Annotated in this window: 19 protein-coding genes and 2 pseudogenes; 15 read left to right on the forward strand and 6 right to left on the reverse strand. The window is 38.1% G+C overall.

Features of this window, described 5'->3' with window-relative positions; genetic code table 11:
• The first annotated feature begins 73 nt into the window (after positions 1 to 73).
• The 4 genes from dnaN to HX124_RS15575 all read left to right on the forward strand — a co-directional run bounded on the left by dnaN (position 74) and on the right by HX124_RS15575 (position 5379).
• Positions 74 to 1222, forward strand: a complete 1149-nt coding sequence (gene dnaN, locus HX124_RS15560; protein WP_286378455.1) for a DNA polymerase III subunit beta — start codon at positions 74 to 76, stop codon at positions 1220 to 1222.
• A gap of 24 nt (positions 1223 to 1246) precedes the next feature.
• A complete protein-coding gene (gene recF / locus HX124_RS15565) occupies positions 1247 to 2329 on the forward strand; it encodes a DNA replication/repair protein RecF (protein ID WP_286383887.1) in 1083 nt (360 codons plus the stop codon).
• A 53-nt stretch (positions 2330 to 2382) separates the two neighbouring features.
• Complete coding sequence (gene gyrB, locus HX124_RS15570; RefSeq protein WP_286383888.1) at positions 2383 to 4854, forward strand: DNA topoisomerase (ATP-hydrolyzing) subunit B; 2472 nt, start codon at positions 2383 to 2385, stop codon at positions 4852 to 4854.
• Between the two features lie 174 nt (positions 4855 to 5028).
• Positions 5029 to 5379, forward strand: coding sequence for a hypothetical protein (locus HX124_RS15575; protein WP_107009873.1), 351 nt, complete (start codon positions 5029 to 5031; stop codon positions 5377 to 5379).
• Between the two features lie 297 nt (positions 5380 to 5676).
• Here HX124_RS15575 and HX124_RS15580 read toward each other — a convergent pair whose 3' ends face one another.
• Positions 5677 to 6327: a DUF6304 family protein gene (locus HX124_RS15580; protein WP_286383889.1), complete on the reverse strand. Its 651-nt coding sequence runs from the start codon at positions 6325 to 6327 to the stop codon at positions 5677 to 5679.
• A 62-nt stretch (positions 6328 to 6389) separates the two neighbouring features.
• Positions 6390 to 8327, reverse strand: a complete 1938-nt coding sequence (locus HX124_RS15585; RefSeq protein ID WP_107009875.1) for an ATP-binding cassette domain-containing protein — start codon at positions 8325 to 8327, stop codon at positions 6390 to 6392.
• Positions 8328 to 8556: 229 nt separating this feature from the next.
• Between HX124_RS15585 and HX124_RS15590 the strand changes: the two genes are divergently transcribed.
• Positions 8557 to 9576, forward strand: coding sequence for a putative solute-binding protein (locus HX124_RS15590; RefSeq protein ID WP_502872772.1), 1020 nt, complete (start codon positions 8557 to 8559; stop codon positions 9574 to 9576).
• A gap of 146 nt (positions 9577 to 9722) precedes the next feature.
• Entirely contained in the window at positions 9723 to 10730 is a 1008-nt protein-coding gene (locus HX124_RS15595; RefSeq protein WP_286383890.1) for a putative solute-binding protein, read from the forward strand.
• Positions 10731 to 10805: 75 nt separating this feature from the next.
• Here the strand turns inward: HX124_RS15595 and tyrS are convergent, their stop codons facing one another.
• Complete coding sequence (tyrS, locus tag HX124_RS15600; protein ID WP_286383891.1) at positions 10806 to 12020, reverse strand: tyrosine--tRNA ligase; 1215 nt, start codon at positions 12018 to 12020, stop codon at positions 10806 to 10808.
• A gap of 80 nt (positions 12021 to 12100) precedes the next feature.
• Between tyrS and HX124_RS15605 the strand changes: the two genes are divergently transcribed.
• The 3 genes and pseudogenes from HX124_RS15605 (at position 12101) to HX124_RS15615 (ending at position 14576) form a co-directional block, all read left to right on the forward strand.
• Positions 12101 to 13228, forward strand: coding sequence for an anhydro-N-acetylmuramic acid kinase (locus HX124_RS15605; RefSeq protein ID WP_286383892.1), 1128 nt, complete (start codon positions 12101 to 12103; stop codon positions 13226 to 13228).
• 132 nt (positions 13229 to 13360) lie between these two features.
• Positions 13361 to 14066 (forward strand): annotated as a pseudogene (locus HX124_RS15610) (alpha/beta fold hydrolase).
• Between the two features lie 198 nt (positions 14067 to 14264).
• Positions 14265 to 14576, forward strand: coding sequence for an ankyrin repeat domain-containing protein (locus HX124_RS15615; protein ID WP_107010003.1), 312 nt, complete (start codon positions 14265 to 14267; stop codon positions 14574 to 14576).
• A 298-nt stretch (positions 14577 to 14874) separates the two neighbouring features.
• Here the strand turns inward: HX124_RS15615 and HX124_RS15620 are convergent, their stop codons facing one another.
• The gene (locus HX124_RS15620) at positions 14875 to 15558 is read right to left on the reverse strand and encodes a TIGR04219 family outer membrane beta-barrel protein (protein WP_286378466.1); all 684 of its coding nucleotides are present in this window, start codon (positions 15556 to 15558) and stop codon (positions 14875 to 14877) included.
• Positions 15559 to 15696: 138 nt separating this feature from the next.
• Between HX124_RS15620 and HX124_RS15625 the strand changes: the two genes are divergently transcribed.
• The 4 genes from HX124_RS15625 to HX124_RS15640 all read left to right on the forward strand — a co-directional run bounded on the left by HX124_RS15625 (position 15697) and on the right by HX124_RS15640 (position 19702).
• Complete coding sequence (locus HX124_RS15625; RefSeq protein WP_107010002.1) at positions 15697 to 17127, forward strand: aldehyde dehydrogenase family protein; 1431 nt, start codon at positions 15697 to 15699, stop codon at positions 17125 to 17127.
• A 141-nt stretch (positions 17128 to 17268) separates the two neighbouring features.
• Positions 17269 to 17775, forward strand: a complete 507-nt coding sequence (locus HX124_RS15630; RefSeq protein WP_286383897.1) for a DUF1287 domain-containing protein — start codon at positions 17269 to 17271, stop codon at positions 17773 to 17775.
• Between the two features lie 330 nt (positions 17776 to 18105).
• Positions 18106 to 19590 carry a sodium-dependent transporter gene (locus HX124_RS15635; RefSeq protein WP_286383893.1) on the forward strand — a complete coding sequence of 495 codons (1485 nt, stop codon included), beginning with the start codon at positions 18106 to 18108 and terminating at the stop codon, positions 19588 to 19590.
• A gap of 1 nt (position 19591) precedes the next feature.
• Positions 19592 to 19702 (forward strand): methionine/alanine import family NSS transporter small subunit, encoded by a 111-nt coding sequence (locus HX124_RS15640; RefSeq protein ID WP_107010000.1) that lies wholly within the window; start codon positions 19592 to 19594, stop codon positions 19700 to 19702.
• Positions 19703 to 19788: 86 nt separating this feature from the next.
• Here HX124_RS15640 and rsmB read toward each other — a convergent pair whose 3' ends face one another.
• Together rsmB and fmt are read right to left on the reverse strand one after the other, a co-directional pair.
• Entirely contained in the window at positions 19789 to 21099 is a 1311-nt protein-coding gene (rsmB, locus tag HX124_RS15645) for a 16S rRNA (cytosine(967)-C(5))-methyltransferase RsmB (protein ID WP_286383894.1), read from the reverse strand.
• Complete coding sequence (gene fmt / locus HX124_RS15650) at positions 21096 to 22058, reverse strand: methionyl-tRNA formyltransferase (protein ID WP_286383895.1); 963 nt, start codon at positions 22056 to 22058, stop codon at positions 21096 to 21098. Before fmt ends, rsmB begins: the two co-directional genes overlap by 4 nt.
• A gap of 450 nt (positions 22059 to 22508) precedes the next feature.
• Between fmt and HX124_RS15655 the strand changes: the two genes are divergently transcribed.
• Both HX124_RS15655 and HX124_RS15660 read left to right on the forward strand, forming a co-directional pair.
• A complete protein-coding gene (locus tag HX124_RS15655) occupies positions 22509 to 25622 on the forward strand; it encodes an ESPR-type extended signal peptide-containing protein (RefSeq protein WP_286383896.1) in 3114 nt (1037 codons plus the stop codon).
• Positions 25623 to 25684: 62 nt separating this feature from the next.
• Positions 25685 to 26733: pseudogene (locus HX124_RS15660) on the forward strand (hypothetical protein); the annotation flags it as partial.

The following is a 26733-nucleotide window of genomic DNA, read 5'->3' on the forward strand; positions in this document are numbered from 1 at the left end:
CTACCGCATAGTACAGGGCAAATAATATATTTACCCCCCATTTTTCAGTTGTAAAATTTAGAGGAATTCCACCGTGCGTTTGAAAATCGCGAAAGAAAGTTTGCTCAATGTTTTGTCTAATGTTGTAGGTGCTGTCGAACGTCGCCACACATTAAACATTCTTTCAAACGTTAAAATTCAAGCGACAGAACAAGCTTTGATTATTACAGGATCGGACTTGGAAGTGGAATTGGTCGCAAGTACAGCCCTTGCTGAGGGTGCTTGTATCCAAGCAGGGCAGACAACTGTACCCGCACGTAAATTAGTTGATATTTGTAAGTCTTTACCTGCTGCTGCATTGATTGATTTACAGATTACTGAAGATCAGCGTTGTATTTTGAAATCGGGTAATAGTCGTTTTGTGTTAGGCACTTTACCTGCTGAAGATTATCCATTGTTAACGACTGAAAATACTCAAGGCACACATGTTCAAGTGACTGAGCGTGAATTAAAACGTTTATTTGAAAAAACGGCATTTGCTATGGCTGTGCAAGATGTCCGTTTTTATTTGACAGGTACTTTGTTGGAAATTGACCAAAATCAGTTACGTGCAGTGACTACGGACGGGCATCGTTTAGCATTGTGTGAAACATTAGCAGAGTCAAATGCAACTCAATTAGTACAGGCAATTGTGCCGCGTAAGGCTGTAGCTGAGTTGCAGCGTTTGTTAAGCATTGAAGATGATAATTTAACGTTGTTGATTGGGCGTGAGTTATTGAATGTCATGATTCAAGCACCAAGTCGTGATAAAGAACAGGGTGAAATTACTGTACGTTTTACCACTAAGTTAATTGATGGAAAATTCCCAGATTATCGTCGTGTTATTCCACGTGGTGGTGATAAAAATGTATTCATTACTCACGATGTATTTAAACAATCATTACAACGTGTTGCGATTTTAAGTAATGAAAAGCTGCGTGGAGTTTTCCTGAATTTTAATGCAGATTCTTTACAATTACGTGCAAATAATCCAGAGCAAGATGAAGCAATTGAAGACTTAGCAATTCAATATAATAATACACCAATGGAAATGTCATTTAATGCACAATATATTTTAGATGTTTTAGGTGTATTAGATGGTGATGATGTATCTATGACGATGTCTGAGTCAAATCAGTCAGTTTTGGTACAAGATCCAAACCAAAACAATCAAACTTATGTTGTTATGCCAATGCGTGTTTAAGTTTAGCTTAGATCATTTCATCACATGCATATTACACGCTTAAATATACAACGTGTTCGAAATCTAAAAACGGTTGCACTCCACGAGTTGCAGCCGTTTAATGTTTTTTATGGCAAAAATGGTTCAGGTAAAACTTCAATTTTAGAAGCGATCCATTTGTTAGCAACAGGGCGTTCTTTTCGTACCCATATTCCCAAACATTATATTCAAAATAACAGTACAGATGCTTTGGTTTTTGCTCAATCGACAACTGAAAAAATTGGCATGCAAAAATTACAAAGTGGTGAACAGCTTATCAAGGTCAATGGTGACTCTGTTGCAACACAAGGGCAGTTAGCCAAGATCTTACCTTTACAACTGATCGACCCACTGAGTACTGATATTATTGATCATGGAGCAAAACCTCGGCGTCAACTTTTAGACTGGTTAATGTTTCACGTGGAACCTGAGTTTTACCATGCATGGCAGTATTATTCACGTGCACTGAAACAACGCAATAGTTTGCTGAAAACCAAGCGTAATTTAAGTTTAGCTGAGCTTGAACCTTGGAATAAAATGTTAAGTGAATATGGTGAGATCCTGCACTCTCAGCGTCTTGAAATTGTGGAACAATGGAAAGTTTATTTGGCACAAGACCTGCAAGTTTTATTGCCTAATTTGAGTATTGAAATGGACTATAGTGCTGGCTTTCATGTAGAGCATGGTTTGGCACATGACCTGATCAATTATCATCAAAAAGATGTGGAGCGGCGTTATACTGAATATGGACCACACCGTGCAGATCTACGTTTGAAAACACCAACAGGAGATGCTGATGTTGTTCTTTCTCGTGGGCAAAAAAAGTTATTGATCATGGCATTAAAACTATCACAAATTGCCATGCTACATGCTTGTAATAAGGAAACTGTGGTATTATTAGATGATGTGACAGCAGAATTAGATTTAACTGCACAACAGCGTTTAATTGAACGATTAAGCCAACTTGGAAGTCAGGTTTTTTTGACCACATTGGACCAAGATTCAGTAAAAAAACACTTACATGATTTGTCGATTTCCTACCAATTATTCAATGTTGATAACGGTCAAGTTCAACTTGTTGTGCCATGATTTTTTATTTTAAGCTAATTCTTAATAGACCTATTTTTCGCTAGGGAGAAACCATGAGTTCAGAAGATCAAATCGCTTCTCAAACAGAACCAACCACTGAAAAGGCTTATGATTCCTCTAGTATCAAAGTATTACGTGGTTTAGACGCTGTACGTAAGCGTCCGGGAATGTATATCGGTGATACGGATGATGGTTCAGGCTTACACCATATGGTGTTTGAAGTTGTCGATAATGCCATTGATGAAGCTTTAGCTGGTCATTGTGATGAAATTATTGTCACGATTCATGAAGATGAGTCTGTGAGTGTGTCTGATAATGGTCGTGGGATCCCAACAGATATTCATCCTGAAGAAGGGGTATCAGCAGCAGAGGTTATTTTAACGATTCTGCATGCAGGTGGTAAGTTTGACGATAACAGCTATAAGGTTTCTGGTGGTTTACACGGTGTAGGTGTTTCTGTTGTAAATGCTTTATCTAGTAAACTTGAGTTAACCATTCATCGTGCAGGTCATGTTCACCAACAAGAATATAAACATGGTGATCCTGTTTATGCTTTAAAAGTGATTGGCGATACAACCATCAGTGGAACGACTGTACGCTTCTGGCCAAGTGCTGAAACGTTTAGCCAGACGATTTTTAATGTTGATATTTTGGCACGTCGTTTACGTGAACTTTCATTTTTAAATGCAGGGGTACGTATTGTTCTACGTGATGAACGTATCAGTGCTGAACATATTTTTGATTATGAAGGTGGTCTGTCTGAGTTTGTAAAATATATTAACCAAGGCAAAACTCATCTCAATGATATTTTTCATTTTACGACTCAAACGCTTGAAACAGGCATCACTGTAGAAGTGGCATTGCAGTGGAATGATACGTATCAGGAAAATGTACGTTGTTTTACGAACAACATTCCACAAAAAGATGGTGGCACACATTTAGCTGGTTTCCGTGCTGCGTTAACACGTGGTTTAAACCAGTATATGGAAAGTGAAAATATCCTTAAAAAAGAAAAAGTTGCTGTTTCTGGTGATGATGCACGTGAAGGTTTAACTGCGATTGTTTCAGTAAAAGTACCTGATCCAAAATTTTCTTCACAAACCAAAGAAAAACTAGTTTCAAGCGAAGTAAAATCTGCAGTTGAACAAGCAATGAATAAAGCGTTCTCTGAATATCTTTTAGAGAATCCTCAGGCTGCAAAATCAATTGCAGGTAAAATCATTGATGCGGCACGTGCGCGTGATGCTGCTCGTAAAGCCCGTGAAATGACACGTCGTAAGAGTGCATTGGATATTGCTGGGCTGCCTGGAAAATTAGCAGATTGCCAAGAAAAAGATCCTGCATTATCTGAACTTTATTTAGTGGAAGGTGACTCTGCGGGTGGTTCGGCAAAACAAGGTCGTAACCGTAAAATGCAAGCGATCTTGCCGCTTAAAGGTAAAATTTTAAACGTAGAGCGTGCCCGTTTTGATAAGATGATTTCTTCACAAGAAGTCGGTACTTTGATTACAGCATTGGGTTGCGGCATTGGACGTGAAGAATACAATCCTGACAAATTGCGTTATCACAAAATCATTATCATGACCGATGCGGACGTGGATGGTTCACATATTCGTACGCTTTTATTGACTTTCTTCTTCCGTCAAATGCCTGAATTAGTGGAACGAGGTCATATTTATATTGCACAACCACCGCTGTATAAATTGAAAAAAGGTAAGCAAGAGCAGTACATTAAAGACAATGACGCTTTAGAAACTTTCCTGATTTCTAGTGCAATTGATGAATTAGAGTTACATATTAGTGCAGATGCACCTGCAATTCGTGGTGAAGCATTAGCAAATGTCATTGCTGATTATCAAACTTCACAGAAAAGTTTACAGCGTTTAACCGTACGTTATCCTGCGACTTTACTTGATGGTTTATTAGGTTTAGAAGCATTTAAACTTGACCAAAATCATGATCAAAATTATGTGAAAGAGTGGGGTGAAAACCTGCGTCTTGCGATTGAAACAGCACAAGCAAGTTTACGTCCTGAACTGAGTCTTGAAAGTTTTGAACGTGAAAATGCTGAGGGTGTTCGTTCGACGGTATATTTCCCACGTTTAACGATTTATGTGCATAATTTGCCACATCATTATTTATTAGATGCCAATTTATTAGCATCAAGTGAATATATTCGTTTGTTGAAAAACTCAAAAAGCTGGTTCACTTTATTGGAAAATGGTGCATATTTACAAAAAGGTGAGCGTAAAATTAACGTATCGACATTCCATCAAGTTTGGCAACAAATCATCTCTGACTCGCGTCGTGGCATGATGATTCAGCGCTATAAAGGCTTAGGTGAAATGAATGCAGAGCAGCTTTGGGAAACAACAATGGATCCTGAAAATCGTAATATGTTACAGGTCACAATTGATGATGCGATTGAAGCAGATCGTATGTTTGCATGTTTAATGGGTGATGATGTTGAACCTCGTCGTGCATTTATTGAAGAAAATGCTTTAAATGCTGATATTGATGCTTAATTAAGTTTATCCCTGTTTAAATAACCCTAAATGATATATTTGGGGTTATTTTTTGCCTGTAATTTTGTATCAATCTTAGGATTATTTGTATATCTAAAATTATTTTATCAAAGTGACTTATTTCTATGTCAGTATTTATTTCATAGACAATATTATATAAAACAAGAGGCTAGAATGATGGATAATCAATTAGAGCACACCCGAGATATTTGGGTAAATGCTTTTTTTACAGGAAATTATGATGTTCTTGCTCAGTATGAAGATGAGCATTTTAAAGTGATTTATGAAAAAGATGGACGTATAGAAGGGAATTTTACACGTTATGAAAAGATCGCTCATGCTGTGAAAAATGGTGTCTGGAAACCTCAAAAACCCAATGTAAAAAGTGAAGAATATGAGTTTAATCGTGAGCAAACTTTATGTATGGTTTTGATTCATTTAGAAGATAGTACGACAGTCATTCAGGAGCAATGGGTATATGAACAAGAATGGAAAATTACTGAACTGCGTTTTTTAAAAAGTTAATTTGAGCGCTTTGTGTATAAATAGAGATAGGCTGTGGATAACTTTTCTGTTATCCGCAGATGTAGATTGACTTATACACAAGTGGATATTTCATTGTATTGGGTTGTTGTGCTGGAAATCTGAGTTGCGTTTTTTATTCTGCTTTTAGCTAAGATTTGATGACTGAGGATAACTTGGGTTTTATCCATAAAAACTGTGGATAACTTTTTTCAAATTGGGGAAAAGTCTAGTGTTATACACATCAAAGCGATGTATATAGATGTATAGAAATGGCATAGCTTATTTACATGTTTTAGCTTAATCGATGGTACCGCGATAACCGACTTGTTGATCGCGTATGGTGTAATCTTCACAGCAGAAAATTTCCTGATTACAAAAATCAACTGCATCTAATTGCATATAATCATCTTTATTTTTTACTGCCAAATAGTTTGATTTTTGCTGTTTAAAACACCCCATACTGCCCATTTGTGCTTGCCCATAAACACTATAATCTGCATATAAACAGCCATAACAGTTTTTAAAGCGATATTTTCCTTGAAACTGTCGTTGTATTTGATCAAATAAACCTTCAAAGTCGCTATGAGATGCTGAGTAGCATTGACCTGCTAATTCAAAATCTAAGTGTGCGCTATATACGGTTTGGTGCATTTCAATCTGTAAATTAGATCTACATTGGAAAATTTGCTGATTTTCAATTTCAATGATGGTTAAGGGGAGATTGATTTGAAGTTTATAATTGATCAGAGCATCTTTTTTCCAAATAAATTGCTGAGCTTGGTCTTGGGTTAAAGTACTTGTATTGTAAATGGTTAAATCATCAAAATCAGTTGCGATAAAAGAAATATTACGGATTTTAAAACCTAAAAATTTGAAATTATTGATAATCCTTATAGGGACAGAACCGAATATATCTGTGTAGATACCCTCATAATATTCTATTGTCATTTTTATGATGAGTGCAGAGAAAAGAGAAAGTAGTTTAACACTACTTCCTCTTGGCTAAGGGGTTAATCTTCAAAAGAACTTTCTAATTCTTCTAATTCCATCATCAGTTCTAACATTTGCTCTTCAGCATGTTCTAACTTGGCTTTCGATTCAGTCTGCTCATTCATCAACTTGAGTAAGTCATCTTTACGATTTGCCTCATAAAGTGCGGTATCACCAAGTAAGGTTTCAATTTCAACAAGACGAGGCTGAATTTTACCAATTTGTGCTTCTATTTTTTCAATATTTTTACGAATTGGGCGACTCACCTCACGACGGCGTGCCATTTCTTTGCGCTGTGCTTCTTTATCTAATTTTGAAATGGTTGGTTTGACTTGAACTTGTGATTGCACAGGTGCAGCAGGTTTCTGCCCTTGTTTGATTAAATCAAGACGAGCTTGGCGTAACCAGTCTGCATAGGCTGTCAAATCACCATCAAATTCACGGCTTTGCCCATTGTGAACTAAAATGAGTTCATCACAAACACTCGCAACCAATTGGCGTTCATGCGAAACCAACACCACAGCACCTTCAAAATCTTGTAATGCCATAGTCAATGCATGACGCATATCTAAGTCTAAATGGTTGGTTGGCTCATCGAGAATCAAGACATTTGGGCGTTTCCACACAATCAGTGCTAAAGCTAAACGCGCACGTTCACCGCCAGAAAAGCTTTCACTTGGCGTATCCATGCGTTCGCCACTAAAGCCAAAACTACCAAGAAAAGATCGAAGTGTTGCTTCACTAATTTTTTTGTCTGCAATACGAGCCAATTGTAGCATTGGGCTTGCAGTACCATCTAAAGCATCCATTTGATGCTGCGCAAAATAACCAATATTGAGCAGTTCAGATTCTTTACGATGTCCTTGTATTAAAGCTAAATCACCAACAAGAGATTTGATCAGGGTTGATTTACCTGCACCGTTCATTCCCAATAAACCAATACGACTGGTTGGTGTAATTTGTAAATTGACATTGGTAATAATAAGTTTATTGCTATAACCAATATCGGCATGTTCAAGCTCAAGCAGTGGTGAACTCATTTTACTTGGTTCACGGAAACTAAAGGTAAAGGGTGTATCGACATGTGCAGCAGAGAGTTCTTGCATACGTTCAAGCTGTTTGATACGGCTTTGTGCTTGTTTAGCTTTGGTGGCTTGTGCTTTAAAGCGATCAATATATTTTTGCAAATGTGCACGTGTTTCAAGCTGTTTTTCATAGGCTTGTTGTTGTTGTGCTAAACGTTCGCTACGTGTGCGTTCAAAGGTTGAATAATTACCTGTATATAAAATCAATTCTTGATTTTCGATATGTAAAATATGATCTGTAATCGCATCTAAAAAATCACGGTCATGTGAAATTAAAATGAGTGTACCTTCATAGGCTTTGAGCCAGTCTTCTAACCATAAAATAGCATCTAAATCTAAATGGTTGGTTGGTTCGTCAAGTAGCAGTAAATCTGAACGACTCATCAATGTACGCGCCAGATTTAGGCGCATACGCCAACCGCCCGAGAAGCTTGAAACATCAAGTTGTGACTGATATTCAAAGAACCCTAAACCTGCCATTAACTGTGAAGCTTTTGCAGTTGCTGAATAACCATCAATTTCATCAAAACGACCATAGAGATGTGCAAGTTCATCATTATTCAGTTGTTCAGGGTGTTCAAGCTGATGTTGAATTTGCCAAAACTCTTCATCACCAGAGAGGACGAAATCAATTGCTTTCATATCCAAAGCTTTAATTTCTTGTGCCATATGTGCCACAGTCCAAACATCAGGACGATTCAGGCTACCATGATCAGACTCCATTCCGCCCAGTAATGCTGAAAATAGCGTTGATTTACCAGCACCATTGACACCAGTTAAACCAATTTTCCAACCAGGATGGAGTTGCATCGATGCTTTTTGAAAAAGTACACGCCCACCGCGACGTAAAGAAAGTTGTTCTAGCTGAATCATGAATAAAAACTATACTGCAAAATGTATGCGCTATCTTAATAGATAAATGAGTTTGCACCAAAGAATAAAATATCCACAGCAAGTTTCTCAGTTTAAAATAAAAGAAATCATTTTATGCTTTCGTCTATAAAATGGTTAAAATTGTACATAAAGTATTGGTTTTATGATACAAATCACATTTATAAGTATTTTAATTGAGTTTTATAAATAAAAAACGTTGTAGGAGAAAATGATGCATAAAATAAATACACTAAGTTCTAGTGCCTTATTTTTATGTACTTTAATGGCATCAAGTTTAGTTGAAGCTAAACAAAATGTTTGCGTATTTGATTTGCTTGGAAAAGCAGGGGAATCTTATAAATTAATGGAGGAGTGGGCACTTGCTTCAAAAAGTTGGGGAGCAAATGTTAATTTAGTTGCATATCGTTCAGAGGCACAAGCAGAGCAAGATTTTAAAACCCAAAAATGTGATGCTGTTGCAATGACTTCAATGCGCTCACGTCAATACAATAAATTTGGTGGTTCTATTGATGCTTTGGGGGCTGTTTCTTCAAATGAAATTGCACATAAGGCAATTGTTTATGCTTTAGATAAACGTAATGCGCGCCGTTTAGTCTCCACACAAAATGGTGTGAAATATGAATTAGCAGGAATCAGCCCTTTAGGCATTGCTTATATTTTTGTCCGTGACCGTGCGATTAATACATTATCGAAAGCCAAAGGTAAAAAATTTGCTTATTTACACTACGACGATGCACAGAAAATGGCAGTTCAACAAGTGGGTGCTATAGGTGTTCCTTCTGATATTTCAAATTTTGTTAAAAAATTTAATGATGGGCAAGTCGATGCAATTGCTGCACCTGTATATGCCTTTAGACCTTTAGAAATTTATAAGGGTTTAGGCGATAAAGGAGCAATGTTCACTTTTCCTGTTGTGAATGTAACGGCTGATCTGATTTTAAAATCAGACCAATTTCCATTGGGTTTCGGTGAAAAATCTAGAGCGTGGTCTGTACAGCAACTTCCTAAAATGTTTAAGAAAATTCAATATATGGAGGCTGATATTCCTGCTAAATACAAACTCACGATCTCCAAAGAAGATCAATTAACCTATCAAAGATTATTACGTGATGGACGAATTGAGCTTACAAAACGCGGTATTTATGATGTAGATATGATGACGGTTCTAAAAAGAGCACGTTGCACGGTTGATCGAACAAATTTTGAATGTTCACTTTCAGGCGAATAATCAATTTTTTAGATCAAACAGAAATATGATTTTTGAACGTTTGATTTTGATATTTGACCTCAAAAATCATATTTAAAAAACCAGTTGTCACAAGAGTAAATAACATGAGTTAAATCAAAAATTAATTTTATTAAGGGAATAAAAAAATGAAAAAAATAATCGGCGTTGCTTTAATGACATTCATGTCATGGCAAACAAATACTGCTGTTGCAAAACAAAATGTCTGTATATTCGATTTACTGGGTAAAGCAGGTGAATCTTATAAATTGATGGAAGAATGGGCATTGGCATCGAAGGAATGGGGTGCGAATGTAAATTTAGTGGCTTATCAATTTGAAGAACAAGTCGCAAAAGACTTCAAAACCAATAAATGTGATGCTGCGGCAATGACCACGATGCGTTCGCGAGAATATAACCGTTTTGGGGGTTCAATTGATGCTTTAGGAGGTATTCCAACCAATGATATTGCACGAAAAGCGATTTTATATGCGATGGATAAGCGTAATGCAAAACGTTTAGTTTCAGAAAAAAATGGTGTGAAATATGAGTTAGTAGGAATTACTCCACTGGGTATTGCTTATATTTTTGTGCGAGACCGTTCAATCAATACTTTAGAAAAAGGTAAAGGTAAAAAATTTGCCTATTTACACTATGATGATGCCCAAAAAATGGCAGTTGAACGTGTAGGTGCCATCGGTGTTCCTTCTGAAATTTCTAATTTTGTGAAAAAGTTTAATCGTGGTGAAGTCGATGCAATTGCTGCACCTGCTTATGCGTATAAGCCCTTAGAAATTCATAAAGGCTTAGGGACAAATGGTGCAATGTTTACTTATCCTGTGGTCAATGTGACTGCGGATTTGATTATTAAAGCAGATCAATTCCCAGATGGTTTTGGTTTAAAATCACGTGAATGGTCAGTTAAACAATTACCAAAATCTTTTAAAAATATTGAACGTATGGAAGCAGAAATTCCTGCCAAATATAAGTTTGATGTCTCTAAAGAAGATGCGCTTCGTTATCAAAAATTATTAAGGGATGGACGTATTGAGCTGACTCAAATGGGCGTTTATGACCCAGTGATGATGTCTGTTTTGAAAAGAGCGCGTTGTACAGTAGACCGCACAAACTTTGAATGTAGTACGGCAGGTGAATAAGTGACTAAAATAAAGATGATCTTTTTCATATAAAAAGCCATCAATTCGATGGCTTTTTAAACTGAAGTGAAAGTATTAATCTACAAATGTCACTTTAGCAATGGCTTTTTTACTTGCCTGAATGATCAGCGTACCGTTTTCTTTCACAATATAAGCTGCATCAACAACTACCCAATCGACTTTCACGGCTCCACGTGAAACAGCATCTTTTGATTGCGCTGAATTTTTGGTTAAACCCGCTGCACGTAAAATTGAAATAATTGAAACTTCACCACCAAACTCAGAACGTGAAATAGTCACTTCAGGCGTACCTTCAGGCAATTCACCTTCAGTAATCAGATTACCTGCACCTTTATGGGCATGTTCAGCTGCTTCCGCACCATGGAAACGTTCTACCAATTCAAGCGCAAGAATTTTCTTGATGTCTTGTGGATTACGACCTTCAGCCATTTCTTTCAATAAGACTGCAATGTCGTCCATTGACTTAAAGCTGAGTAACTCAAAATAACGCTCAATCAGGCTGTCAGGCATAGACAGTACTTTTTGGTACATTGCGCCTGGTGCATCAAATACACCAATATAGTTACCCAAAGATTTAGACATTTTATTGACGCCATCTAAACCTTCAAGAATCGGCACAGTGATACACACTTGCGCTTCTTGATTATAACGACCTTGTAAAGTACGACCCATTAACAAGTTAAAGGTTTGGTCTGTACCACCAAGTTCTACGTCTGCTTCAAGTGCAACAGAGTCATAACCTTGTACTAAAGGATATAAAAACTCATGGATCGCAATTGGCTGATGATTATTATAACGTTTAGTGAAATCGTCACGTTCAAGCATACGTGCTACAGTTTGCTGTGAAGCCAGTTGAATTAAATCTGCTGCAGTTTTGCTTGCAAACCATTCAGAGTTAAAGCGAACTTTAGTTTTATTTGGGTCAAGAATTTTAAAAACTTGTTCTTGGTATGTTTTTGCATTTTCTAAAACTTGTTCACGTGATAATGGTGGACGTGTTGCGCTTTTACCTGTTGGGTCACCAATCATCGCGGTATAGTCACCGATCAGGAATGTCACGTTATGACCAAGATCTTGGAAAGTTTTTAGCTTATTAATCAGAACAGTATGACCTAGATGAAGATCAGGTGCAGTTGGGTCAAAACCTGCTTTAATATTCAAAGGACGATTTTCTTTGAGTTTCTTTAATAAGTCCTCTTCAGAAATAATCTCGTGTGTGCCTCGTTGGATGAGGGCAAGTTGTTCTTCCGCTGGCAGGAAATTAGACATCACAAAATCCAATACATCAGTTATCTCATTTGTGCGATATACTAACATTTTTTCAGCACAATGCAGGCGAAGAATAACGCATGACAACAATCTATATTGGCATAATGACAGGAACAAGCATGGATGGTGTCGATTTTGTCGCAGCTTCATTTGATCCTTTACAGATTCATGCCACTTTGACTGTGCCATTTGAGCCTGACTTACGTGCTGAACTGATGGCGTTGACTTTGCCTGATGACAATGAAATTGATCGTATGGGCAAAGCTGATGTTGAACTGGCGACCATGATTGGCAATGGCGTCAATCAACTGATCGAAGAAAACCAATTGGATCGTTCACAGATTAAAGCCATTGGTTCACATGGGCAAACCATTCGCCACCGTCCTGAACATGGATTTACCTTACAAATTGGTGATCCCAATATCATCACTGAAATCACGCAAATTCCTGTGATTTCAGATTTTCGTCGTCGTGATATGGCAGCAGGTGGGCAAGGTGCGCCTTTAGTCCCTGCATTTCATCAGGCATTATTTCAACATTCAAGTATTCATCGGGTGATTCTGAACTTAGGCGGTATCGCCAATGTCAGCATGTTACCTGCGGGTAAACCTGAAGAGGTTTATGGTTTTGATACAGGACCTGCCAATATTTTGATGGATGCATGGTGCCATCGTTATACAGGTCAGCCTTATGATGAAAATGGCAATTGGGCAGCGTATGGGCAACCGATTCGTAGCTTGCTAGACCGCTTACAGTCACATGAATATTTCTCTAAAGAACCGCCAAAAAGTACAGGGCGTGAAGATTTTAATCTGGAATGGCTGGATGAGCAGGTTGCGGATTGGCGCAATGACCTTGAATATGATGAGCTTGAAGATACGCCTGAGAATGTCCAAGCCACGCTCATGAAGTTAACTACGCGTGCGATTAAAAAAGCCATTTACCGTTCACCATTGGACACAGGTGAAGTCTATGTTTGTGGTGGCGGTGCGTATAATTCGCATTTATTGGAACAACTTCGTTGGCGTTTGCGTAAACATAACTGGTCCGTACAAACCACCTCGGCATTGGGTTTAGCCCCAACTTGGGTCGAGGCAACCGCATTTGCATGGCTAGCCATGCGTTTTGATCAAAGGCTGAGTGGTAATTTGCCTGCGGTGACAGGTGCGAAAGGTGATCGTATTTTAGGAACAATTACAGCAGTATAAGTAGATGGGTTAATGAGGTTGGAAAATTGTCAAACAATCATCGACCTGTTTAACCCTTAGACTGTCCTGTTCAGCCGTTTTAAAATTTTTAAGAAAGCATCAAGATCAATAAAAATTAAAATTGAGGTCATCATGGGTTTAGATATAAACAACCAACGCATCGAATCCTTTCAACGAGAAAATCTAAGTTTTGATGTCATCGACACAGGTCCTTTGCATGGACAGATTTTTGTGTTGCTACACGGATTTCCTGAAACCAATAAAAGCTGGCGTGAAACGTCTGAAATTTTAAATGCTCAAGGCTATCGAACTTTAGCGGTCAATTAGCGTGGTTATAGTTTGACTGCACAACCACAAAAACGCCGTGATTATCGCAGTTCAGCTTTGGTGGAAGATGTAAATGCGTTACTTGAACTGATTCAGCAACCAATTATTTAAATCCTATTATATGGGCTTGTTTCAGTTGCCTAAAATTCCTGAATTATTATTTGAAAAATTACCGAAAATTGGACAGGCTTTATTAAAAGATTCAGGCATGACCGCACAACAGCTCAATGATTTTCAGCGGGAAATTGTACAGGAGAAGCGTTTAAGCTCAGCCCTGAACTGGTATCGTGCGATTCCTTTTAGTTCCAGTAAAAAATTAACTCAGGCGGTGACTGTGCCCACCTTATTTATCTGGGGTAAACATGATTCAGCCATTGGTGCAAAAAGCGTTGCGTTGAATAAACACTACGTCAAAGCGCCTTATAAAGAAGTGATTATGGACGCAACACATTGGATTCCTGTGCAAAATGCAAAAGCACTTGGCCAATATGTGCTTGAAACCATCGCTTAAAAGATGACGCTTTTAATACTTTGTGGATGAGTGAATGGAAACGGCAAAGTTGATATTTTCATTGGAGAAAATATATGTATCGAAAGCATTTTTATTTTATTGACTCATTTTAGCGATTTCATCGCATTTAATTAAACTGAAAAGTTTGATCTTGAATATACTTCAATCCATTGATGTCAAAAAAGCAGGTCATGATTTATGCAATTTAATTCTATCTCACCCATTCCTGAAGATGATGAAGAGCTACATTTACCTGAATTGGTATATTGGTCTTCTTTGGGAGATTTTGAACAAGTCAAGAAATGTTTGGCTGATGGCACAGATGCCAACACAACGGACGATGAAGGTTATAGTGCATTGCAGGCAGCAGCAGAAAATGACCAATTGGAAGTCGTAAAATTATTACTTCAACATGGTGCTGATCTTCAATATAAAGCAGCTTATACCGCTTTAGAACTGGCTGAAATGGCAGGTCATCAAGAGATCGTTGCTTATTTAAAAAGTTTATAAGTGGACAATTTAAAACAGCAATAAAAAAGAAAACCCCATCTTCCTGATGAGGTTTTCTTTGTATTGGTTAGTTAGATCTGACTCCTGTCGAATCTCACGTTCCTGATGCTCAGACCAATTATTGTTGTTTTATGTCTGGGAAACTTCCTGTTCCCTATGAATATAGAATAAGGATTTTGATGTTGTAGAACTAGAGGAAAATTACTGTATTCTGTGTACGTTATTTCCTACAAAAATCAAACATAAAAAAAAGCAGACTCTAAGATCTGCTTTTACATAGAAGGGATATATTTGCAAATTAGAAGTGAGCATCTAAACCGATATAAGGACCTTTAAATTCAAACTTCATATCACGTTTATCTAGATCACTCAGTTCAATGTTCATGACACGATAGCCAACTTTAGCACCAACATCGAGTAAAATGCTTTGTACAAAGTTATACTGAACTTCGGCTTGTGCATCAGTAATTTTCACGTCGTTTACGTTGGTATAAGTTGCTTCAGCTTTTGCACTTAAACCTGTAAATGGTAGTTTGACTCCTGCTTCTGCATAAACAATCGGCGCATATTCATCAACATCAAAGCTTGTACCGAATTGTTTAACATCACCATTTAAGCGCGTTGCACCAACACCAACATCGGCTTTCACAACATTGTCTAAAATTTCGTAATATAAAATAAAGTCAGTATGATCAAGATTTAGATCAGTTTTTGTTAATGCATCAGTGTCGGTTTCTGTATCTAATTTTGTATATTTTACTTTGACATTTGGAATCACAGGAATTGGATGTTCAAAAGCAACAGAAGCTTGAACAGTACCTGTGCGGTCTAAATCTTGATCCGCTAATTTTTTCTCATCAATATTGGCTTTGCCATCAATATTCCAATAACTGATATCACCTTTTAAGCCAATAAAGTCAGCTTGTGCAAATGAACTTAATCCTAAAACTGCAAGAAACAGGGGTAATTTTACTAACTGCATAACATCCTCTGGCTGAAAATACGTATTTTTTGGCATGATTGTTACTTAAATACATTTCATAGTTATAAAAACTGAAGGCATGATATAGGGGTTTCAGCCATTTTGCATTATCAGAATAGAGATAAAAGGAGATAAGTTATGGCAGTATTGGAATTTCCATTATATGTTGCAGGCAAGCCAGTAAAAACAGAACAATGGTTAGAAGTAAACAATAAATTTAGTCATGAAGTTTATGCCAAAGTTGCATTGGCAGATGAAAAAACCTTAGAAAAAGCAATAAGTTCAGCTGTTAAAGCAGAAAAAGAAATGGCAGCTTTGAAACCATTTCAAAAACAAAAAATTCTTTTACATTGTGTACAGCGTTTTCAAGCATTGCGTGAAGAACTGACCGAATTACTTGTTATAGAAGGAGGAAAGCCAAAAAGTGCAGCATCAGCTGAAGTTGAGCGCCTCATTAATACTTTTCAAATCGCTGCGGATGCTGTCACACAGCTAGAAGATGGACGTTTAATGCCACTTGCAGTGACACCCGCAGCAGCAGCATTTCGTAGCATGATTCAATATGTGCCTATAGGTGCAGTATCTCTCATTAGCCCTTTTAATTTTCCATTAAATTTAACAGCACATAAAATTGCTCCTGCAATCGCAGCAGGTTGTCCTTTTGTTTTAAAACCTGCCAGTTTAACACCGATTTGCGCACTTAAAATCGCTGAAGTTTTGGCTGAAACAGACTTACCCAAAGGTGCATTTTCAGTTTTACCATGCCCACGTGAACACGCTGATGTTTTAGTGACAGATGACCGTTTTAAACTGTTAAGTTTTACAGGTTCCGATGTTGTCGGTTGGGACATGAAAGCACGAGCAGGACGTAAAAAAGTCACTTTAGAGCTCGGTGGAAATGCTGCGGTCATGATCGAGCCTGATACAGAAATTACAGATGGATTGGTTGATCGTATTATTGGTGGGGCATATGGGCATGCAGGGCAAGTTTGCATTAGTGTGCAACGAATCTTAATTCATGCTGATATTTATACTGAACTCAAGAAAAAATTAATTGCGAAACTTAAAAAAATTAAAGCTGATGATCCTGCTTTAGTCAGTACCTTAGTTGGTCCTATGATTAAAGAAACAGAAGCGTTACGTTTGAAAAAATGGGTCGATCAGGCAGAGAAAAAAGGTGCCAAAGTATTGATTGGAAATACACTTAAGGGGGTAATGTTTGAACCTACTTTATTGGAAAATGTCGATGAAAGCCTAGATATTTACCAAAATGAAGCTTTTGGTCCTGTGGCTATTTTAGAAAAATATAAGGACTTTGAAAAAGGTATTCAAATCATTAATAAAAGCCGTTTTGGCTTACAAGCAGGTATTTATACGCAAAACCTAAGCAAAATGTTATATGCATGGGATCATTTACATGTTGGCGGTGTCATCATTAATGATATTCCAACATTCCGTGTTGATAATATGCCTTATGGTGGCGTCAAAGACTCTGGCTTAGGGCGAGAGGGTATTCAGTCTGCAATTCGTGATATGCAAGAAGAACGTTTACTTGCCATTAAACAATAAAATTGATGACTTTGATAAAGAGGTTTCGACTTCTTTATCAATGGTCTATTGAGGAATAATAACGTGATAAAACCAATTTTAAAATTTTTTAGTTTTTTATTCTTACTGAGTACTTCAGCATTATTATGGGCATTTCAGCCTATGCAGTTGGTGGATGATGCGCGGTCACAAATTTGGAAAACATTATATTACGACCCTGCTTATACACAACTTACATATCCTATGGGAGATGTGCCTCTGGTGAAGGGCGTTTGCACAGATGTCGTGATTCGTGCATTACGACATCAAGGCATAGATTTACAACAACGCATTCATGAAGATATGAAAGCAAATTTCAAAAAATACCCACAAAAATGGGGCTTAAAAAATACAGATAAAAATATTGATCATCGTCGTGTTCCCAATATCATGACTTATTTTCAGCGACAAGGTTATGCTGTGAACGACCAAAACTTTAAAGCAGGCGATATCGTAATGTGGGATTTAGGCAAAGGTTTGGTGCATATTGGCATTATTTCAAATAAAACAACGATGCTAAATAAAGTCCCTTTAGTCATTCATAATATTGGTCATGGAACGCGTGAAAATGATATTTTATATGAATATAAAATTACAGGACATTATCGCATTCCTAGTACCGTAAAATAACCATGAATAAAATAGATATTTGTAGAGGATGAATAGGCAATAAAAAAGTAAAGATTAAGTTAAAAATGATTATTCTAAAGTCGAATTTAGTGTAGAAATTACAGTAAAAGGCAAGGAAAACAGGTATTGTTGCGCCATTAAACAGTTTTTTTTAAGATTTTCTTTAAGCAAGAAATTCATAACTAAGAACTGGTTTGAGATAACAACAAAGCACTCACAAGGTGCCGTTTTATTCAAACAACAAAGAATTTAGGAATTGGTCACTTTTTTGTACGCAAAAGACAAAGACAACATGCGGCAATTGAGTGCTCACGGATTTAGGTATTTTCTATGTCAGATAATCGTGAAAGCTGGTCAGCACGATCAGGCTTTATTTTAGCGGCAATTGGTTCAGCCGTGGGTTTAGGTAATATTTGGCGTTTTCCTTATGTTGCTTATGAAAATGGTGGTGGTGCATTTTTAGTCCCTTACTTGATTGCAATTTTTGCAGCAGGTTTGCCATTACTGTTTTTGGACTATGCAGTGGGTCATAAGTATCGTAAAGCACCACCAACTGCGTATAAAAAATTAATGAATAGTGAAGCATTAGGTTGGTGGCAAGTGATGGTTACACTGGTCATTGGAATCTATTATGCAAGTGTTTTGTCATGGGCTGGCAACTATATGTACTACTCCATTGGTCAACAATGGGGTAGCAATACAGAAACCTTTTTCTTTAAGACCTATCTGCAAAATGGAGAAGGTTTGGCTTTAGGTTTTGTACCCACTTTATTTTTTGGTTTAGTCATTGTTTGGGCTGTGGTGATGTTCATCCTCTATGGGGGAGTGCGTCGCGGTGTGGAACTTGCCAATAAAATCTTTATGCCTTTATTGGTCATTTTATTCACGATATTGGTGATACAAGCGCTACGTCTTCCGGGTGCGGCAGAAGGCTTAAATGCATTCTTTACACCCAATTGGGGGGCAATGATGAATTATAAGGTATGGTTGGCAGCCTTTGGTCATATCTTCTTTTCATTGTCTGTTGGTTTCGGGATCATGCTGACCTATGCATCGTATTTAAACAAAAAAGCCAATATGACAGGTTCAGGCGTTGTGGTTGCATTAGCCAACTCATCATTTGAAATTTTAGCAGGAATTGGCGTCTTTGCTGCTCTTGGTTTTATGGCACAAAGTTCAGGTGTTCCTGTAAAAGATGTGGTTTCAGGAGGAATTGGTTTAGCCTTTATTGCATTCCCGAAAATCATTTCAAGCATGGGTTCAGGCGGGGATTTATTTGGTTTCTTGTTCTTTGCTTCACTTGTGGTTGCTGGGATCACTTCAATGGTAAGTATTTTACAAGTACCGATTGCAGCTTTCCAAGACAAGTTTGGCTGGTCTAAAAATAAAGCTGTGACCATTGTTGGTGGAATTTCTGCGGTGATTTCAACGCTTTTATTTTCTACACATAGTGCAATTACCTTTGTTGATATTATTGATTATTTTGCCAACAATATTGGGATTGTCGGTGGTGGTTTATTATCAATTATTTTGGTGTCTTGGTTACGTCGTCCATTGATGCAAACACTTCAAGCACATGTGAACCAATATTCAAGTATTAAATTAGGAACGGGCTGGAATTTCTTATTAACAGTCATTACACCATTGTCTTTACTCATCGCTTTATTGCTCACCATTAAGGCTGTGATCACAGATGGTTATGGTGGATATCCTGCTGCAATATTATGGTTAGTCGGTGGTGCTGTATTGGCATTCTTTGTGCTGGGTGCAGTGATTTTAAGTATGATGAAAGACAAAACATCGGAGGGAAATTAACATGAATACATCTGCGATTATCATGATGATTTTATCAATTGTTCTGCTTTGGGGTGGTCTTATTGTTGCCACTATTCATCTTATTAAAAATCCAGATGAGGCAGAAGACTAACGCTGTATTGTCTTTACTCATTGTATGAAAAAAATGCCCGATATGATCATCGGGCATTTTTTATTGTGTTTTAAGCAGATAAATATTTATGCAATTTTCTGAATCTTACAATAATAAAAGCCATCACCAAAACCCGTTTCAGGTAATAACTGACGACCATGCGTTTGAGTTAAACCCCATTTTTCCTCAATTTTAATCTCTTGTGCATCTGCATGTTCAGCAAAAAACTCAATCATTTGCTGTTCATTTTCAGCTTTTAAAATCGAACATGTAATGTAAAGCAAAGTACCGCCAACTTTAAGTTGTTGCCACATTTGATTTAAAATTTGTTTTTGCAATTCAACTGTTTTTTGAATATCAGTTGATTGGCGTAAAACACGAATATCTGGGTTGCGACGCATAACGCCAATTGCTGAACATGGTGCATCTAATACAATACAATCCACTAATTCAGGGCTGACCCATGTTGTTGCATCTGCTGTTAAAATTTCAACTTCAGTCACATCATTTAAAGCCAAACGTTCTAAGTTTTCAGAAACACGTAAGAGACGTTTTGCATCCTGATCTAGAGCAATCAGCTTTTTAGGCTGAAAACGCTCTAAAATATGAGCAGTTTTTCCACCGGGTGCGGCACAAGCATCGACAACAATTTTGCCATTTAAGTCAGGCAATAATGTTGCACACAGTTGAGCGTGTTCATCCTGAACAGAAAAACCACCCTCCTCAAAACCAGGTAAATGGGTGATATTGGTGTTTTGTTCAAGCACGATACCCACTTCAGACAAATCACATTCATGTGCTTTGATATCGGCTTCATCTAAAATTTCAAGATATTCATCACGGCTAACTTGACGTTCATTCACTCGTAAAGTCAAAGGCGCACTTTGTTTTAAGTTATGGCAAAGTTCCTGAACATCTTCAGACCAGTCTTTCTTTAACCGTTTATATAGCCAGCTTGGTAAACCATGTGCTTCTTCTAGTGCAGCTTGAAACTCAGGTGTTTCACGTGAAACACGGCGCAAGATCGCATTGACTACGCCGCCCATGGCTTCATAACCGAGTTGCTTGGTCGCTGTTACTGTTTCTGAAATTGCTGCATGCGCAGGAATTCGAGTGCAGAGTAACTGGTATAAACCAAGATAGAGGCAAGTTTCAATTGAAGGGTTATTTAAAGGCTTATTGAGTAAAGGTAAGGTAATGGCTTTTAGCGCATACCATTGACGTAATGTACCCAAAACCAATTCATGAAATAAAGCACGATCTCGTTCTGTGACTTGCTCTAAATTTTGATGTAAAAAACTATTTAAAGATTTTCCATCTTGTACAGAAAGTAAAGTGCGAACCACTTGAGCACGTAAATTCACCATTTGCTTAGACGCGTGATGTTGTTGGCTCATGCGAAAATATGTCCTATGTTTAACTTTTGAGTTTGAATGATTTGTACCGCATTTAGAGCTTTACCACCCGGCCATTGTAACTGAGTGATACAAATCGCTCTCTGATCACCACAAACCACATGTACGCCATGTTGATCGATTGCAACCACTTCGCCTGCAACCGCATTTTCTGTATTTACATCAGACAATGATGAATGCCAGACACGCAAATTATTACTTTCATCTATAGGTGTAAAAGCAACAGGCCAAGGGTTAAATGCTCGAATATTACGATCAATTTCTACAGCAGATTGAGCCCAGTTAATTTTTGCTTCAGCTTTTGAGAGCTTATTTGCATAAATCGTTAAAGCTTCATCTTGTACTTCACGTTTTGCTAAATATGTTTGTAAAATGCTTTCAGATGCCAATACTGTGCAAATCGCTTCTGCACCTTGTAATGCAAGTTTGTCATGTAAAGTTGCTGATGTATCCGTTGCTTCAATTGGACAAACTGTTTTTAACATCATATCGCCAGTGTCTAGACCAGCCGCCATTTTCATAATCGTCACACCAGTTTCTACATCACCTGTAGAAATAGCACGTTGAATGGGTGCTGCACCACGCCAACGTGGTAACAAAGAACCATGAATATTAAGACAGCCATATTTTGGGGTATCTAAAATGACTTGTGGCAAAATTAAGCCATAAGCTGCAACCACCATGACATCGGCATTGAGTTCTGCCAATTGTTTTTGTGCAGCCAAACCTTCCTCTGTAGAAGACTTAAAATTTAAAGGTTGATAAACAGCTAAGTGATGTTCCAGTGCGAGTTGTTTGACCGCAGAGGCTGTGATTTTTTGCCCACGTCCCGCTTTACGATCTGGTTGTGTGTAGACAGCTACAATTTCATGATCAGTTTTTAAGAGTGCGTTGAGTGCATGGGCTGCAAATTCGGGTGTACCTGCAAAAATGATTTTCAAGATTGAAGCTCTAAAAAAAATTAAAAAGAAGTATAGCAAAGCTAGCCCAAAGCAGACTCTTTTAATAAATTTTAATAAAAAAATAAAAAAAAATGTAAATGTGAAAAGACTTAATATTACAAATAAGAATTGCTTCATTGGAAAAATAAATAAAATCAATATCTTGTTTTTTAAATTTTATCATTTGTAAGAAAAATTAATCAATTTTATGTGATTGTTAATGTTTTGAATAATAGTAAATTTTTGATTAATATGATTGAATATTACGCAGTGAATATAAAAATGCGATACAAGGGTTGTAATAAGAGCGATAGTGTGAACAAAGTCGCATAATTTTGTTGATTTTTGACGCCATTCGTTATTTAATTGTAATTAATTTTGTGTGTTTTATATGCGCTTTTGAAAGAATACTAAAAAACTTCTAAGTGCCACCCCAAAGAGGAATATCTAATGAATAAGATTTACAAAGTGATTTGGAACGCAACCTTAGGTACATGGGTGGCAGTGTCTGAAATTGCAAAGGGAAAAACCAAATCATCTAAAGTTAAAAAAATTGTTGGTGCTGCAACGGTAAGCCTAATAGTGACCTTTAGTTCAGAAGCTTCTGCTAACTTAGCTGTTTGCGGCACTATTGCATCAAGTGGAACAACGGGTGCTGTTGTAGGCAATTCTAATAGTACAAGTTTAGATGCTAATTGTGGTAGTGGTACTGCTGTAGCTCAAGCAGGTATTGGGGGAGCTATCGCAATAGGTGATAACCAGTCTAATCCTACAACTGCGATTGGAAATGACAACTTAGCCATTATGTCGGGCGCTACAGCGACAAGTGGTGGCAAAAATTCTACAGGTAATAATATTGCCATTGGTCACAATACCAAAGCAACAACTACACTTAACGATGGAGGGCGTGCTACTGCTGTAGGAGCTTTTGCTGAAGCGACAGCGGCATATACAAGTGTATTTGGTGCTGATAGTAAAGCATCTGCAGTTGGTGCAAGTGCATTTGGTTATGGCGCTAAGGCAATTTCTACACGTACTGTAGCAATAGGTCAAGATGCTTATGCGGCAGGAACAGCATCTATTGCAATTGGTGGTGCACAAAACCCTAAACTAGCAAGTGGTGTTATAGGTAATCAAGTAGTAGGTTCTAGAACATTAAGTATTGCAACAAATAGTGCAACTAAGTTTACAGGAACTACAAAAGGCTCTTCAGGACAGTTTGATTTTGATTTAACAATTGTCAATGGTGTTGCAACAGGCGGTACATATAAAACACTCACGAGTGGTGTAACAAAAACTTTAGATGCAGCAGCAGCACAAACTTTATACCAGACTTTGACTACAGGAGCAGCAGCTGCAGGTTCTGGTTCTGGTCAAGGTATTGCAATGGGGTCATCGGCTCTCGCATTAACAACCCAATCAGTTTCTATTGGTGCAGACTCCCAAGCATTAGGTGAGCAGTCTACAGCATTGGGTGCAAATACTCGAGCACATGGTGATGCATCGGTTGCCATTGGTGGTGATGACATCACTGCTATTACAAATATACAAGCCAATAAAGACCAGTTTAAAACATTAACAGGTAATGATTTATCTGGTGCTTATGTTGCTACTGAAAGCTCTGGTGGTGCTGCGGTTGCAATTGGTGCAACAGCAACAGCAAAAGGTAACTTTGCTACTGCAATTGGTATGACAGCGACTGCTGGTGGTGCTGGTGGTGTGGCTATTGGTGCAACATCTGTAGCTTCTGGCGATGGATCTATGGCAATGGGTCTAAATGCAAAAGGGGTGGGTAAACAATCTCAAGCATTAGGGACAGCAGCACAAGCTTTGGCTGAGAACTCAACAGCTTTGGGTACAAAAGCAATTTCGCAAGGAACTGATGCAGTTGCAATTGGTGTTGGCGCAGTTGCAGGTACAAGTACAACGGTAGGAAATGAAGCAGTCGCGATAGGTAGTGATGCAAAAGCACTTGCAACAGGTTCTATTATTGTTGGTGGTAGCTCAAGTATTTCGGCAACAGGAACAAATTCAGTTGCAATTGGTAATAATATTACGGTAACTAACCAAAACAGTGTTGTTTTGGGTGCAAACTCTATTGATAAAGCAAATGTTCAGCATTCAAATCAAACTGTAAATGGAATTAAATATAATTTTGCTGGTACTTCTGTTGGGGTTGTAAGTATTGGTGCGGTAGGTGCAGAACGTCAAATTGTTAACGTTGCACCTGGGGAAATTTCAGCAACAAGTACAGATGCGATCAATGGTTCACAGCTTTATCAAACCAATACAGCATTAGAAACTGCAAACAAAAGTCTTGCTGATGTGATTGGTGCGCAAGTGAATACCAATCCTAATGGTACAAGTTCAATAGTTGCACCAACTTTTAATGTAAATGGTAAAAATTATACCAATATTAAAAGTGCTTTAGATACATTAGATAATGGTTGGAATGTTAAATCTGATGCTAATCCAGCACAAGCAGTGAAAACTGGTGATACAGTTGATATCGGTCTTGCAACAGGTGAAAATAACTTAACTGCGACACAAACTGCATCAAATGGTACAACAACTATTGATTTTGCTTTAAAGAAACAACTTGATCTAGGTGCAGCAGGTAGTGTTACAACAGGCGCTACAAGTATTAATAATATAGGGATAAATACGCCTCAAGTAAAAATAGGCGATGTAACAAATAATACGGTATTAACAAGTACAGCAAATGGTCTCGATGTTGGTGGTGATAAAATCACGAATGTTGGCAAAGGTGATGTGTCTGCAGCATCAACAGATGCGATCAATGGTAGTCAGTTAAATGCAGCACAAGGCAGTACAAGTAGTATTATTGGTGGTGGTGTAACCAATAACGCAGGAAACTTGAGTGGTCCATTCACTACCAATGGCAACACCTATAACACTATTGCTGAAGCAATTGCAGACCAAGCGAAGAAATCAAAAACCACAGTTACCCAAGGTGACAACATTGTTGTAACCTCAGGTACCAATTCGGATGGTTCTGCGAATTATCAAGTCGCAACGGCTAAAGATGTTAACTTTAATAAAGTAACTTTAGGCGATACGACAAATAATACGGTATTAACAAGTACAGCAAATGGTCTAGATGTTGGCGGTGATAAAATCACGAATGTTGGCAAAGGTGATGTGTCTGCAGCGTCAACAGATGCGATCAATGGTAGTCAGTTAAATGCAGCACAAGGCAGCACAAGTAGTATTATTGGTGGTGGTGTAACTAATAATGCAGGAAACTTGAGTGGTCCATTTACTACCAATGGCAGCAGCTATAACACCATTGCTGAAGCAATTGCAGACCAAGCGAAGAAATCGAAAACTACAGTTACCCAAGGTGAAAACATTGTTGTAACCTCAGGTACCAATTCGGATGGTTCTGCGAATTATCAAGTCGCAACGGCGAAAGATGTCAAGTTCGATAAAGTGACTGTGGGCAATGTGGTAACAGATGGTGTAACAGGCAAAATCAGTGGCTTAACTGCAGGAGATGTCTCTGCAAGCGCTCAACAGATGCCATCAATGGTAGTCAGTTAAATGCAGCACAAGGCAGCACAAGTAGTATTATTGGTGGTGGTATAACTAATAATGCAGGAAACTTGAGTGGTCCATTTACCACCAATGGCAGTAGCTATAACACCATTGCTGAAGCAATTGCAGACCAAGCGAAGAAATCGAAAACGACAGTAACGCAAGGTGAAAATATTGTTGTAACTTCAGGTACTAACGCTGATGGTTCTGCAAATTATCAAGTCGCAACGGCTAAAGATGTCAAGTTCGATAAAGTCACTGTGGGTAATGTAGTCACTGATGGCACAACAGGCAAAATCAGTGGCTTAACTGCAGGAGATGTCTCTGCAAGCTCAACTGATGCCATCAATGGTAGTCAATTAAATGCACAAGGCGAAGGTATTAAAAACATCATCGGTGGTTCAACAGTTTATGATCCAATTACAGGTGCATTAACCAATACAAATATTGGTGGTACTGGTGAAAGTACGATTGATGAAGCGATTAAAAACGTTAACACAGCAGCCAATGCAGGTTGGAACGTGACTGGCACGGGTAAAAATAGTGCCAATATTGGACCGAATGGCAAACTTGATGTTGCAGGGACAAACAGCAACATTACTGTGAGCCAAACAGGTACAGATGACGATGCCAAACTAGAAATCGCATTGGCAGACAACCTTGATGTGACCAGCGTTAAAGCAGGCGATAGCACACTAGATACAACGGGTTTAACCGTAGGTGCAGCAGCAGGACCACAAACCACGATCACGAAAGATGGCATCGTGACAGATGCAGTGACGGGTCTAAACAATACGACCTTGGGTGGGGCGACATTTGCACAAGATGGCCGTGCAGCGACAGAAGAACAACTCAATGCAAGCCAAAACAACCTTGAGACAATCTTGGGTGGTAATGCAACCAATGTTGGTGGCAACGTAACAACGACAGACATTGGCAATACAGGTAAAAACACCATTCACGATGCGATTGACAGCGTGAACACAGCAGCCAATGCAGGTTGGAACGTGACTGGCACGGGTAAAAATAGTGCCAATATCGGACCGAATGGCAAACTTGATGTTGCAGGGACAAACAGCAACATTACTGTGAGCCAAACAGGTACAGATGACGATGC

Source organism: Acinetobacter sp. 226-1 (assembly GCF_030329325.1).
In the GTDB taxonomy this organism is placed as follows: Bacteria; Pseudomonadota; Gammaproteobacteria; order Pseudomonadales; family Moraxellaceae; genus Acinetobacter; species Acinetobacter sichuanensis.